Source organism: Lysobacter firmicutimachus, assembly GCF_037027445.1.
Lineage (GTDB): Bacteria > Pseudomonadota > Gammaproteobacteria > Xanthomonadales > Xanthomonadaceae > Lysobacter > Lysobacter firmicutimachus.
In genome coordinates, this window is sequence record NZ_JBANDL010000002.1 from 486,113 (window position 1) to 499,874 (window position 13,762).

Annotated in this window: 6 protein-coding genes; 5 read left to right on the top strand and 1 reads right to left on the bottom strand. The window is 66.1% G+C overall.

Annotated features, from left to right (window positions below):
- The first annotated feature begins 17 nt into the window (after window positions 1–17).
- From V2J18_RS02100 to V2J18_RS02110, 3 genes are all read left to right on the top strand, one after another.
- Window positions 18–3,707, top strand: a complete 3,690-nt coding sequence (locus V2J18_RS02100; protein ID WP_336130777.1) for a hypothetical protein — start codon at window positions 18–20, stop codon at window positions 3,705–3,707.
- 95 nt (window positions 3,708–3,802) lie between these two features.
- Entirely contained in the window at window positions 3,803–5,854 is a 2,052-nt protein-coding gene (locus V2J18_RS02105) for a galactose oxidase-like domain-containing protein (RefSeq protein WP_079248127.1), read from the top strand.
- A gap of 293 nt (window positions 5,855–6,147) precedes the next feature.
- Window positions 6,148–6,561, top strand: a complete 414-nt coding sequence (locus V2J18_RS02110; protein WP_064747596.1) for a transposase — start codon at window positions 6,148–6,150, stop codon at window positions 6,559–6,561.
- A 92-nt stretch (window positions 6,562–6,653) separates the two neighbouring features.
- Here V2J18_RS02110 and V2J18_RS02115 read toward each other — a convergent pair whose 3' ends face one another.
- Window positions 6,654–7,361 carry a response regulator gene (locus tag V2J18_RS02115; RefSeq protein ID WP_186442558.1) on the bottom strand — a complete coding sequence of 236 codons (708 nt, stop codon included), beginning with the start codon at window positions 7,359–7,361 and terminating at the stop codon, window positions 6,654–6,656.
- A gap of 253 nt (window positions 7,362–7,614) precedes the next feature.
- Between V2J18_RS02115 and V2J18_RS02120 the strand changes: the two genes are divergently transcribed.
- Together V2J18_RS02120 and V2J18_RS02125 are read left to right on the top strand one after the other, a co-directional pair.
- Complete coding sequence (locus tag V2J18_RS02120; RefSeq protein ID WP_064747594.1) at window positions 7,615–8,799, top strand: EAL domain-containing response regulator; 1,185 nt, start codon at window positions 7,615–7,617, stop codon at window positions 8,797–8,799.
- Between the two features lie 215 nt (window positions 8,800–9,014).
- Window positions 9,015–13,736 carry an ATP-binding protein gene (locus tag V2J18_RS02125; RefSeq protein ID WP_064747593.1) on the top strand — a complete coding sequence of 1,574 codons (4,722 nt, stop codon included), beginning with the start codon at window positions 9,015–9,017 and terminating at the stop codon, window positions 13,734–13,736.
- The last annotated feature ends 26 nt before the right edge of the window (window positions 13,737–13,762 follow it).

Genomic DNA, 13,762 nt, shown 5'->3' on the forward strand with positions numbered 1-13,762 from the left:
GGATCATGAAGACGAACATGAAGATGAAGCTGCTGGACTACACCCTGATCGGCCTGCTGGCGGGCGTTGCCCCGCTCGCGGCCGCACAGGACTCCGGACACACGCAAGCCAAGGCCGAGGCCGGCTACGTCGATACGGGCAAGTGCACTGAGGCCGGTTGCAGCGGCGAAGACGGCCTGCTGTTCAAGCTGCGCACGCGCAGCTACAGCAAGCCGGTGACCGAGGGCACCAACAAGCAGTCCTCGTCCGAGGCGCTGCAGCCGGACCGTCGGGTGTCGGTGGCGCTGGAACAGCCGGGCAAGGCGGTGGCGATCGGCAAGTGGTCGGTCAGCCTGCCCAACGGCGGGGTGATCTGGGCGACCGAGGACCCCACCCTCGGCCGTCCGGAGATGAACGTCAGCGCGACCAGCCTGGTCTCGTTCGACGGCACCCGGATCGTCAAGCCGGTGCGCTTCTACGCCTACAACAACTACTCCTCGTTCATCCAACGCGCGGAAGTGCTGGTCTACCGCGCCACCGACACCGACCTGGTCGATCCGCTGGCCAAGGTCGAGCTGCCGGTCGCCGCGGTCAGCGACGTGGAGTGGGACGGCACGCTGCCGGCCGGCTACGCCGCCCGCGCCGGCGACGAACTGCTGTACCTGGTGCGCGCCTACGGCGCCGACGGCAGCGTCGACGAGACCTATCCGCAGCGCATGCAGCTGGTGCGCCCGGAAGAGGCCGAGCGCGGCCTGCAGACCCTGCGCAACGCGATGGAGCGCAAGGACGGCACCGCGCTGGGCATCGACGAGGCGCAGCGCCGCAGCCTGACCGAATCGACCTTCGGCAGCAGCACCCTGCGTCAGCAGAACATCGGCATCTACGGCTCGCGCATTCGCATCCAGGGCCGCAACATCCCCGAGAACTACGCGGTCACCATCAACGGCCGCAGCTTCCCGGTCGACCTGGAGCGCAAGCTGGTCGCCGAGTACCTGGAGCCGATCGGCCGCCACCGATACGACCTGAAGCTCAAGGGCGAGGGCGGCCAGATCGAGCACACGCTCGACATCGACGTCAGCGGCCGCTACATGTTCGCCGTCGCGATCGCCGACCTGACCGCGTCCAAGGGCAGCACCTCCGGCTCGGTCGAACCGCTGGCCGGCGACGAGCACTTCGACAAGGACTTGGTGGTCGACGGCCGCCTGGCGTTCTATCTGAAGGGCAAGATCAAGGGCAAGTACCTGGTCACCGCCCAGGCCGACACCCGCGAGCGCGAAGTCGAGCAGCTGTTCAACGGCTTCTGGAAGGCCGATCCGCAGAACATCTTCCGCCGCCTGGACCCGGACCTGTACTACCCGGTCTACGGCGACGATTCGACCACCTACCGCGACGTCGACACCATGGGCCGGCTGTACGTCCGGGTCGACTGGGACAAGAGCCAGGCGTTGTGGGGCAACTACGACACCGGCATCACCGGCACCGAGTTCGGCCAGTACAGCCGCTCGCTGTACGGCGGCGCGCTGAACTGGCGCAGCCGCCGCAGCACCGCGCTCGGCGAGCCGGGCAGCGAGCTGCGCCTGTTCGGTTCCGAAGCGCAGACCGCGCCCGGCCACAGCGAGTTCCTCGGCACCGGCGGCAGCCTGTACTACCTCAAGCACACCGACGTGCTGCCGGGCTCGGACAAGGTCGTGCTGGAAGTGCGCGACGCCACCACCGGCCGGGTCGAGAACCGCATCGACCTGATCCGCGGCGCCGACTACGAGATCGACGAGATGCAGGGCCGCCTGCTGCTGACCCGTCCGCTGGCCCAGGTGACCCGCGAGAACATCCCGACCCTGACCCGCGACGCGCCGCTGGACGGCTACAGTCAGGTGCTGCTGGTCGACTACGAATTCGTCCCCAACGGCTTCGACGCCGACTCGGTCACCGCCGGCTTCCGCGGCAAGCACTGGTTCGGCGACCACGTCGCCCTGGGCGGCACCTACATCGACGAGAACCGCGCCGGCGAAGACTACACGCTCAAGGGCGCCGACCTGACCTTGCAGGCCGGCCGCGGTACCTACCTCAAGCTCGAGCACAGCAAGACCGAAGCGACCAGCGCGCCGATCTTCTACTCCGACAACGGCGGCCTGAGCTTCAGCGAGATCAATTCCGGCCTGGGCGCCCGCGAGGGCAGCGCCAGCGCGGTCGAGGCGCGGGCCAACTTCAAGGAACTGGGCTGGACCCAGCTGGACTGGTCGGCCGGCGCCTGGTGGCGCCAGGTCGACGCCGGCTACTCGATCTCGCGCTACGACATCGGCCAGAAGGTCGAGGAACGCGGTTTCGAGGTGCTGGGCCAGTTCAGCCCGACCTTCAACATCTACGGCCGCTACAGCCGCGCGACCCGCGGCGAGGACGCACTGACCCAGGCCCAGCTGACCGGCGAATGGCGGATCACCGACGCCACCACCTGGGCGGCGGAAATCCGCCGGGTCGAGGAAGACCGCAATGGCCTGGACGCGGCCGGCGTGCTCGGCGCTTTGCAATACAAGCACCGCTTCGGCAGCCGCTTCGACCTGTACGGCACCGCCCAGGTGACCCTGGACGACGACGGCGGCCGCTACCGCGACAACGACGCCTTCACCCTCGGCGGCAAGTACGTGTTCGGCAACCTGTCCAGCGTCGGCGCCGAACTGACCACCGGCGACCGCGGCGACGCGGCCCAGGTCAACGCCGAGTACCGGATCCAGCCGGACCACACGATCTACGGCAGCTACACCTATTCGACCGACCGCACCGACTACGATCCGCTGTTCAACAACCGCCTGAACTCGGGCTGGACCCTGGGCCAGCGCTGGCGCCTGTCGAACCAGGTCAACATGTTCAACGAAAGCCAGTTCCTCAAGGCGCCGAACGAGTCCGGCCTGGCGCATACCTTCGGCATGGATTTCTATCCCAGCCAGGGCTGGAACATCGGCTTCACCCTGCAGAGCGCGACCCTGGACAAGGCGATCGGCGAAGTCGACCGGCGCGCGGTCAGCGTCAGCGGCGGCCACACCTCCAACGACACCCAGTGGCAGAGCAAGCTGGAGTGGCGCGAGGACCGCGGCGCCGAGCAGCGCGAGCAGTGGGTGACCACCAACCACATCACCCACAAGTTCAACGAGAGCTTCCGCGTCGCCGGCCGCTTCAACTACTCCAAGACCACCGACGAGCTGAACCCGCAGGCCGGGGCCAAGTTCATCGAAGGCAACGTCGGCTTCGCCTGGCGGCCGTGGAACACGACCAAGTACGCGCTGCTGGGCAAGTACACGTACCTGTACGACGTGTCGGCGCTGCCACAGATCGGCGACAACGTGGCCTTCTACGACCAGAAGACCCAGGTGCTGTCGCTGGAGGGCATCTACAACCCGAACCACCACTGGGAGTTCGCCGGCAAGCTGGCGCGCCGCGAAGGCGAGGTGCGCTACGGCCGCCTGACCGGGCAGTGGGCCGATTCGGCCACGACCTTCGCCGCGGTGCAGACCCGCTACGAGTTCGCCGAAACCTGGCACGCGCTGGCCGAGTACCGCTGGCTCGACGTCAAGGACGGCGGCACCCGCCGCGGCTTCCTGGTCGGCGTCGACCGCGACATCGGCCGCAACTTCCGCGTCGGCGTCGGCTACAACTTCACCGAGTTCAGCGACGACCTGACCAACTTCGACTACGACCACAAGGGCTGGTTCTTGAACCTGCTTGGGACCTACTAGCCGAAAAGGCTTATGGGCGACCTCCGGGCTCTGCGGATAGGCTTTGCGCCGATGCTGAACGGGAGAGCGGCGTCTAGCTTGTCTATGGAGTGGTAATGAACGCTGTGAAGGAAAAAATCAGGCTGTCTACTCTCGCCGTGACCGTGTCCCTCATGGGCACGGTTCCGGCTACGAGTTTCGCCGCCAATGCATTGGCGGAGGACGGTTTGAGCGGTTGGCGGACCGAGGCGGTGGGCAAGGATTCGGGCCTCTGCATCGATGTGGACGGGCAGCGGCAAGCAGTTCAGAGCTACTGCACCGGCAGCGCCTCGCAGCGGTTCCAACTGGCAGGCAACGCCGATGGCACGTACAGCCTGCGTCAGGACGCGGACACGAATCAGTGTTTGGGCGTCGGCGCAGGCCGGACAGACAACTATGCCCCGATCACAAAGGCGAGCTGCGGCGGGGTTCTGGCTTTGGCGCAGAAATGGAAGGTCGAGCGACCCAGCACGGGCAGCTACGTGCTGAAGGCAGCGCACAGCGACAAGTGTCTGGTGGTAGCGGGTGCGTCCAAGACTTCTGGCACGAAGCTGGTGCAGTATGCGTGCAACGGCGGCGCCAACGAGAAGTTTGGTTTCAACAAGTTCGTTGCTGCCTCCAACGATGCGCGTTACTCCGGCGCATGGTCGGCCCCGGTCGATCTGAATATGGTGGCCTCGTCGGTCGCTGTGTTGCCGAACGGCCGGGTGATGTATTGGTCCGGAAGCGGCACGCATTCCTTCCATGGAGGCACGGGTACTTATTACGGATACTTCGATCCGAAGACCGATACGGCCAGTCACCACCCGCTGTATACCGATTTCGGTCTCGAAGCATTCTGCCCGGCGCTGGTGATGGGGGCCGACGGTCGGGTGATGATCATCGGTGGCGGTGGCAAGCAAGAGAACCGCGACCGGGTGTTCAGCTACAACTATGAGACCGGCAATTGGAGACGTGAGTCGTCGCTGACGATTCCGCGTTGGTACAACTCCGGCGTCGTCATGGGCGGTGGCGAGATCTTCACCATCGGCGGCGATGGGGATGGCAATCCGATCCATGCCAACATGGAGAAGATCGGCGAGTACTGGCTTCCTGGCCAGGATACCAACACGCCATGGCGCCTGCTGACCGGGACCGGCGAGCCCGATGCCTACCCCGTCGGTGCCGGGAACTACGGGCAAGCCCGCGCGCAGTACTACCGCCGCTTGGCCCTGGCGCCGGATGGTCGGATTCTGGAGTTCGGCCTAAGCCCGACGATGCGCTGGCATACGGTCGACGGCAACGGCACCACCACCGTGGCCTCGTATCGGCCCGGTGACAACGGCCAAGGCATCGATACCCACGCCCAGGGCGCCCCGTCGGCCCAGTTCTCGCGCGACAAGATCCTAATGGCGGGCGGCGCCATGGCCTTTGGCAATGAAAATGCAGAAGAGGACAAGGGGCTGCAACAAGTCCCGGCGCGAAAGAAGAGCTTCGTTATCGATCTCAACACCGGTACGGCACAACGGGTCGCGGACATGCGCTACCCGCGTTACCAGGCTAACGCCGTGACCATGCCCGACGGACAGGTGTTCGTGACCGGCGGGTCGCCCAAGTCGTTCCTGTTCAACAACACCGGCGCAATCGTCGCACCGGAAATGTACAACCCGGCAACGAACACCTGGACTACGCTCGCGCCAGCCGCGAGGCCGCGCATCTATCACTCGGTCGCCACGCTGCTTCCGGATGGCCGAGTCTGGATTGGCGGCGGCGGTCAATGCGGCACCTGCACGGTCAACGAGAGCGCGGCCGAGATCTTCACCCCTCCGGCCCTGCTCAGGGGATTGCCGCGTCCGATCATTGCCGCTGCGCCGAAGACGGTCGGTTTCGGCCAGCGCTTCACGGTGTCGGCGTCCGTCCAGAACAGCCAGATCAAGCGATTCACGCTGGTGCGCATGTCGGCCACGACGCATTCCATCAATACCGATCAGCGACTGCTGGAGGTCGACTTCTGGGCCGGCGCCAACGGTACCTATGAGTTGACCGCTCCGGCCAACGGGAATCTCGCGCCGCCGGGCTACTACATGTTGTTCGCGATCAGCCAGGACGGCGTGTACTCGAAGTCGTCGATCGTGAAGGTCGGCGCTTAGTCGGACGTCGGCCGGTAATCCGCCGACGCAGCGGATCGCGGATCGGCGTTTGAGCGATTTCGTTAGCCCTCCTCACCCAAGCAGTGCATGGATTGGCGGGTGGGGAGGGATATTTTAACCAGGTCGGGATGTGGGCGCGGTGCCCGTGGGGTGCCGCCAGCGCAGTAGGACGATGGATGTTCTTCCGCCGAATTCCGCCCCGGCCCCCTATTCAATCTGGCGACGGCAATCGAAGTTCAGGATGCCTGGGAGGCGCCGGCTTTACCACCGCCCAAGCTTGAGGTGCTACCGACATGAATAAAGCGATTACGACCGAACAATGCGCCGAAATGGTCTGCGACTTGGATTGGCAGAAGATAAGCCTGGCGCTTCCGCCGAACCTTTCCACCCGGGCGAAGAACAGCTCGCAGAAGTACCGACGCTTCGTCGAGGCGGTGGTATGGGTGGCGTGCAACCGCGCGTTCTGGAGCGAACTGCCGCGCGCCTACGGTCCCTGGCGATCAATCTACGTGCGTTACATGCGCTGGTTCAAGGCGGGGATATGGACCAAGGTCGACCGCACTCTGGACGCGAATAGCGCATGCGGCACCGCGCTGCGGTCCCTGCTGGACGATCAGTTGCATGCCCAGCAGCGCCGTCGCCTGCGGGTCGAGCGCAAGACGCCCCCGTCGGCGGTCCATCCGCGGGAAGACGTACCTCTGCTGTGAGTCGTGCGCAGGCCGGCGACCGACGCAGAGGCCGCTGGCTTGGCGTCGGACGTCGGCGCACTGCAGCGCTGGCGCTGCGCCCACCCGGGAGGTCAGCCGATCAGGTGGGTCAATCCGTTTCGCTCGAGATAGCGGCCGATTTCATCGTTCGACCTCAGCCCCAGCTTGCGCATGGCGTTGTACTTGTGGGTCGTGACGGTCTTGTAGCTGCGTGAGCTGTCGATGGCGATCGCCTGAAGGTTCTCGCCGCGGGCCAGGGCCAGCACCACGGCTTGTTCGCCCGTGGTGAGCTGATACCACGGGTGGCTCTTGGCGGAAACGACGTCGATGGCGGGGTCGACGAAATTCTTTCCCAGCATCACGGCGAAGATGGCCTCGATGACCGTTCGCGGACCGCTGGATTTGGAAACGAAGCCTTGCGCTCCGATTTCCAGCGCCGATAGGGCGAGGCAGGGAAGCTCCGAGCCGGTATAGACGATTATTTGGAGGTTCGGCTGCTTGGCGAGGATTTCCTGCACGAGGGCGATGCTTTTGAATCTGCCCGGCATATACAGGTCGAGAATGAGATAGTCCAGCTGCTCCGTCTCCAGGTGCCGGAGCAGGCCGTCTCCATCGGACACCGAATCCACGACCACGTTGCCGCTGCCCAGGGCAGAGCCGAGCATTTCGGTCAGGGCGACGACAATGATCGGATGGTCGTCCGCAATCAGCACCTTGATGGGGTTCTGATTTGTGCTCAATTTGGGACCCGGAGAAGGACTGGAAGGGGGATTGGCCGCTTGATCGTCGTATCTGGTCACGTGTTGTTCACTCACCTTCGCTCACGCGGTAGCTTGGCTAGCGCGGGCAGATCCGGAACTCCGCGGCCGGGGAGCGATTGTTTGATCAGGTCGGAATTCTACCCCTACAGGCTCGCACATAGATGGGTCCATAGCGCGGACCGGTCGGAGCGCTGTCGGGCGGTCGCGGCAGAACGGGCGGGAAGCAAGGTGGAATCCTGATAACCTCATCTCGAAGAGCTTGTCCGGCGCATCTGATGGGAGCTGCGTGGTCATGGTGGCATCGTACGGTTCAAGCGGCCTTGAGATACTCATCGTCGACGATGATCCGATCACGGCCGAGGTCGTGGCCGCCGTGCTCCGCGCTGCCGGCGAGACCGGGTTCGCGGTAGCTCACAGCGGCGCCGTGGCGCTGCAGATGTCGGCCGGACGCGACATCGATGTGCTGATCTGCGACTTGAACATGCCCGGAACGGACGGCGTATGGCTGCTCGGGCGCGTCGCGGAATTCGCGGTCCGCCCTTCGGTCATTCTGATCAGCGGCGAAGATTCCAGAGTGATCGATTCGAGCCGTCAGTTCGTGGAAGAACGCGGCATGACGCTGCTCGGCGCGCTGCAGAAACCGATCGAGTCCGATGCGCTGTTGCGCGCTCTTCGCCGGCATAGATCCGGCGGCGGGGCGACCCGGGAGCGGCCGTCCCGGCCGCCGTTCGATCCCGGCCGGATCAGGCAGGGACTTGCCGGCGACGCCTTGCGATTGGCGTTCCAGCCGAAGGTGAATCTCGCCGACAAGACGCTGGCCGGAGCCGAAGCGCTGCTGAGATGGGGCGACCCGGAGCTCGGCTTCATACCCGCGTGCGAGATCGTCGATGGGGCGGAGCGCATCGGCCTGATCGACGAACTGACGCTAGCGGTGCTCGCCAAGGCGGCGATCGGGCGCGGCGCGATGCTGGCGCGGAATCTGGATGTCGGGATTTCGTTCAATGTGTCCATGAAGAGTTTGAACAATCCCACGGTCGTGGATCGGATGGTGGAGGTCGTCGCCGCGGCGGGAGATCGCTTCGACCGCTATACGGTGGAGGTGACCGAAACGCATCTGATGCGCGAGCCGGCCAAGGTGCTGGAATCGCTGATCCGGTTCAGGCTGCGCGGTTTCAGGATCGCGATCGACGACTACGGCGTCGGCGCAGCGGCGATGCAGTTCCTGATGAAGTTGCCGAGCAACGAGCTGAAGATCGACCGCAGCTTCGTCGCGGCGGCCCCCATCAGCGCGCAGGCCTATGAGTTGCTCAAGTCGGCGGTCGAGCTGGGCTTGCGGCTGGGACAGGTCGTGGTCGCCGAGGGCGTGGAAACCGAGGTTGAGTCGACACTGGTCCAGTCCCTGGGGTGCCAGCAGGGCCAAGGCTATCTCTATGGGCCGCCGATGAGCCTGGACGAGCTCATCCGTCGGCATGGCTAGCGGCGGTCGGTCGTGGCCGCGCGCTCCCTGGCGGGTAGCGGCCGAACGGGAGATCCAGGTGCGCAGTCCATCGGCGGCCGGCTCCTGGGGTGGGGTGTCCCCGAGCGGGCGCGGCGGCGGGCCGGCGGTGGGGGCACCGCGGCTTGTTTGCGTTAGGAGATGCATGTGCGACTCGGGTGCGTCGGCCGAACCATGGAACATCGGATAACGTGGCCATGCTGCGGCTAGCCGCCCGTGCGCTGCTGCTTGCCCTGCTCGCATCGGGCTGGGGCGACGCTGTGTCCGGGCCGATCGGACGCGCGGAACCTCCGCTGCCGGCGATCGTCTTGAACCAAAGCGGCGGGGAAGGCGTATTCGACCTCTTCGACCGCCACAAGGGATTGGCCAGCGACAGGGCCTTGACCGTGCTGGTCGACCGGCATGGCTTCGTGTGGGTCGGCGGCAACAACGGCCTGCACCGATTCGACGGCAGCAGCTTCCTTACCCTCGACCGCGATCCGAACCGGCGCGATTCGCTGGCGAGCCGGATCTCGCTGCTGCTGGCCGACACGTCCGATGCGCTATGGATCGGAAACCAGGACGGCGTGGTGCAACGCCTGGACCGATCGACCGGGCGGCTGGAGCGCACGCCGATACGGACCGCGGAAGGCAGGGCGCCGACTTCCATCGATTGGATGGGCAGCGATCGCACGGACGCGCTGTGGCTCTACACGGATCTGGGGCTGCTGCGGATGTCCGGCTCGCAGCGGACGGCCTCGGTGGTCATGGAGCCGTCCGCCCTGGCCAAAGACCTGACCAGCTTCGAGTTCGACCGGGATCGGGAGCGTTTGTACGTCGCGATCGGCGCCGAACTCAAGTCGATACGCTTCGATGCCGCGCACGCCGCCCAGATCGAGGCGGTGACGAGGATTCCGGATCGCCAGGCGATCACCGGCATGGCGGCCGACGCCGATGGACTGTGGCTGGTCGCGGGGACCCAGTTGTGGCGTTGGCACGGCGGCAGCGGCGCGCTGCGCCGGGTCGATACCCCCGTGCCGATGCTGCGGGCGACGGAGATGGTGGTGGACCGGAGCGGAGTGCTCTGGTTGGCCAGCAGCATCGACGGCCAAGGCGGCTTGTACCGGCTCGACCCGAAGCGCGGCGAGCTGTCGATCTACCATCACTACGCCACCGACCCGCAGAGCTTGGCCAACAACCGGATCTGGTCGCTCGCGATCGACGACAGCAATACGTTGTGGATTGGAACGCGCGGCGGCGTCAATCGGCTTCGCCTGACCGACAACGGGGTCAAGCGGATCGGCTTGCCCGGCAAGAACACCGCCGCCGTGTGCGCGCTGCACGAAAGCGCGGCGGGCAAACTGTACGTGTCCCTGTGCGACGAAGAGCTGCGCGAATTCGATCCGGCGACCTGGCGTTGGAGCCCGATCCCTCCGGAGCTGAGCCGGGCCCTGGATGCGACCTACCCCGGCATCACCGCCACCATCAGCGACATCCTCGACGACGGCGAGGGCGGGCTGTGGATCGCCGGCGGCATGGGGCTCGTGCACTGGAGCCGTAGCGGACGCGCCGAGCGGATTCCGTTCGAGGACCGGCCCGCGGTGTACACCACCGCGGCGCTGATGGACAAGAAGCATGGCCTGTGGGTGGTTACGCACTCCAACGGCCTGGCCTTGCTGCCGCCCGGGGCCAAGCGGCTGCGAAGCATGGGCGTCGGTGCAGAAGGCGTGCTGACCAGCATCGCTGCCGCGCCGGACGGATCGCTATGGCTGGGGTCCGAGCACGGCCTGCTCCGGTATTGGCCGGACTCGGGCAAAACCGTGCGCTACAGGCACCGCCCCGACGATCCGCGCAGTCTGTCCGACGACCACATCCTCGATCTGTACATAGACACCGCAGGCTTGCTATGGATCGGAACCCGCGCGGGGTTGAATCGCGCGGAGTTCGGTCGCGACGGCCGGATCGGATTCCGGCGCTACGGCGCCGCAGAGGGGCTTCCGGACCAGACCATCGAGACCGTGCTGAACGATGACGCGGGCGTCCTGTGGGTGGGCACCGATCGCGGTATCGCCCGCTGGCTGCCCAGAGTCGAGCGGTTCAACGCCTATACCTCGGTCGACGGGATTCCCGACGACACCATCCGCAAGGCGGGTGCGGTGAACAGCCGCGACGGCGGCCTCTACTTCGGAACCTCGAAGGGACTGTGGCGCGTCGATCCCCAACGGCTGAGCCATTCCTATCCCGGCCTGGTGTCCATCAGCAGCTACGAGATCGGCGACGCCACCTACGTCAACTATCTCGGCCGCAACCTCCCCGGCATCAAGGCGTCGTTCGGCGACGGGCGCATCGCCTTCCGGATCGCCAGCTTCGGGGCCTCGCACTCGTTGTCCTACCGCCTGGTCGGCCTCGACGAGCAGTGGCGGGACATGCCGCCGGATCTTTCGATCGCCTACCACCATCTGGCGCCGGGCAAGTACGAGTTGCAGATCAGGCAGTTCGACGGCCAGGGCGTGCAGGCGCGGGAGTTCCTGCTGCCGGTCGAAGTCGAGCCGCCGCTGTGGCGCACGTGGTGGGCGAAACTCGGCTATGTGGTGGCCGCCGCGGCGCTGGCGGGATGGCTGATCCTGTCCCAGCTCGCCGGCCGCCGCCGTCGCCGCGAATACCTGAGCACGCTGCGCGAACGCGACCAGCGTCTGCGCCTGGCGATGTCCGCTTCCGGCGGCCTGATGGTGGAGATCGATTTCCAGCGCGGCGGGGTCCGGTACACGGGCGGCAACGAGCTGGAGGTGATCGACATCGCGGACTATCTCGCGCTGGTCCACCCGGACGACAGGAGCACCGTCGAGCGTTCCTTCGAGGCCTTGCAGCGCCTGGACGTGAGGGACCTCGATCTCGAGTACCGGCTGCGCGCGGCGGACGCCCAGTGGACCTGGGTCAGGCTGCGCGGCCAGCTGATGGAGCAAATGGGCGGCGTTCGCGAGATATTCACCGGCATGGTCCACGACGTTTCCCAGGAGCGCAGCTACAGGGAACTGCGGCAGCGCGGAGAGTTCCTTGCGGTCATGAGCCACGAGATCCGCACGCCTTTGAACGGCGTGGTCGGCATGGTCGATCTGCTCGACAGGACGCCGATGAACTCGGAGCAGCGCAAGATGCTGCATGCCTGCAAGGAGTCGACCTCGGTGCTGATGACCTTGGTCAACGACGTGCTGGATCTTTCCAAGATCGACGCGGGAAGGCTGGACCTGCAACAGGCCAGCGTTCCCGTTCGCGAGTTGGTGGAGACCGTGGCCGGCGCTTTCAGTTCGCAGGCTTACAAGCAAGGCATCGATATCGATGTTTGCGTGGCGCCCGATGTTCCGGCGCAGGTGATCGGCGATGCGACGCGATTGCGCCAGATACTCGCCAACCTGGTCGCGAACGCGGTCAAGTTCACCGAGCAGGGCGGCGTCTCGATCGATGTCGCCCTGGAGGCGCCCGGCAGGCTGCGGGTGCTGGTCTCCGATACCGGCATCGGCATGGACGAGGAGGGGGTGAAAGGCCTGTTCCGGCCCTTCCAGCAGGTCGCCGGTACCACCCACCGGTTCGGCGGCACGGGATTGGGGCTGAGCATCGTCAAAAGCCTGGTCGAAGCCATGGACGGGCATATCAAGTGCGAGAGCCGCGTAGGCAGCGGTACGCGCTTCAGTCTGGTGATCTCCGCTCCGGCCGTCGCCGAGGACGCGGCCGCGCCGAAGCGGTTGAGCGGCACCCGGGTGCTGGTGATCGCACCGAACACTGACAGCAGGCGATTCATCCACGAACCGCTGCGTTGGTCGGGCGCGGATGTCGAGTTCGTGCACGATGCCGAGGCGGCGCTGGCCCGGTTGCAGCAAGAGGGCTCCGCATCGATCGATGCGGTGCTAATCGACAAGCGGGCGGCGCCGTCGGTGCATGCCGCGCTGATCGATCGCGACAGCGTATCGGCCGCCGTACCGGTCGTCGCCGTGCGCCGAGGCCAAACCGATGCCGTCGTCTCGAATCGGTTGACCTGGATCGACGGCTGTCCCGTCACCGTGGCAGGGCTGATACGTGGAATCGAGGTGGCATTGCGGCGCGAGCCGGACGAGCAGCAGCGCTCTGCCTGGGAGGCGCCTGCGCCGCCCGAAACCCTGTTCGGCCAGCGCCAGATCGTGCTCTTGGCCGAAGACAATCCGACCAACCGCGAGGTCGCGTCCCGACAGCTCCAATTGCTCGGCTTCCGTTGCGAGATGGCGGAGGACGGAGAAGAGGCCTGGTCGATGCTGCAGCGGCATCCCGGCCGTTACGCCGTGCTGATCACCGACGGGCAGATGCCGCGCCTGGACGGCTATCGCTTGGCCGAGCGGATTCGCGATCACGAGGCGAGGCACGGGGGGCCGCGGCTGAAGATCCTGCTGCTGACCGCCAGCGTTCTCGCGGCCGATCGAGAGCGATGCATGGCGCTGGACATGGACGGGTTGCTGACCAAGCCCCTGCTGATCGACGACCTGAAGGCGAAGCTCTACGAACTGGTGCCGCCGGCCCGCGGCGTCGCGCCGGCCGAGGCCACAGCGGCGACCCACGGCGTCCCGGCCGAGCTGTCGGGACTGCTCAAGCAGCTCGGCGGCAACGAGTCGGCCTTGCGGCGCCTGCTCGAATTGTATGTCCGGACCACCGATGCGGACTTGCGGGCGCTGCGGGAGGCGGCGCAGCGCAACGACCGCCGCACGGTCGGCGAATTGGCGCATCGGATGAAATCGGCCTGCCTGCAAATGGGGCAGCTGCCTGCGGGGGAGCGGCTGGGGCGGTTGGAACGCGCTGCGTTCGGCGGCGACGAGGACGGGGCGGCGTTCCAGCGGATGGCGGAAGACGCCGTTCTGGAGCTGGACCGCGCGCTGGCGTTGGCGACCGGGTATCTCGCCGAGCTGCGATCTCATTGAGCTCCGCCGACGAAAGCGGCTTCTTG

Bases quoted from the DNA above. Each gene is read 5' to 3' on its own strand.
- V2J18_RS02125 (WP_064747593.1), top strand. From the start codon at position 9,015: ATGCTGCGGCTAGCCGCCCGTGCGCTGCTGCTTGCCCTGCTCGCATCG.
- V2J18_RS02120 (WP_064747594.1), top strand. From the start codon at position 7,615: ATGGTGGCATCGTACGGTTCAAGCGGCCTTGAGATACTCATCGTCGAC.
- V2J18_RS02110 (WP_064747596.1), top strand. From the start codon at position 6,148: ATGAATAAAGCGATTACGACCGAACAATGCGCCGAAATGGTCTGCGAC.
- V2J18_RS02100 (WP_336130777.1), top strand. From the start codon at position 18: ATGAAGATGAAGCTGCTGGACTACACCCTGATCGGCCTGCTGGCGGGC.
- V2J18_RS02105 (WP_079248127.1), top strand. From the start codon at position 3,803: ATGAACGCTGTGAAGGAAAAAATCAGGCTGTCTACTCTCGCCGTGACC.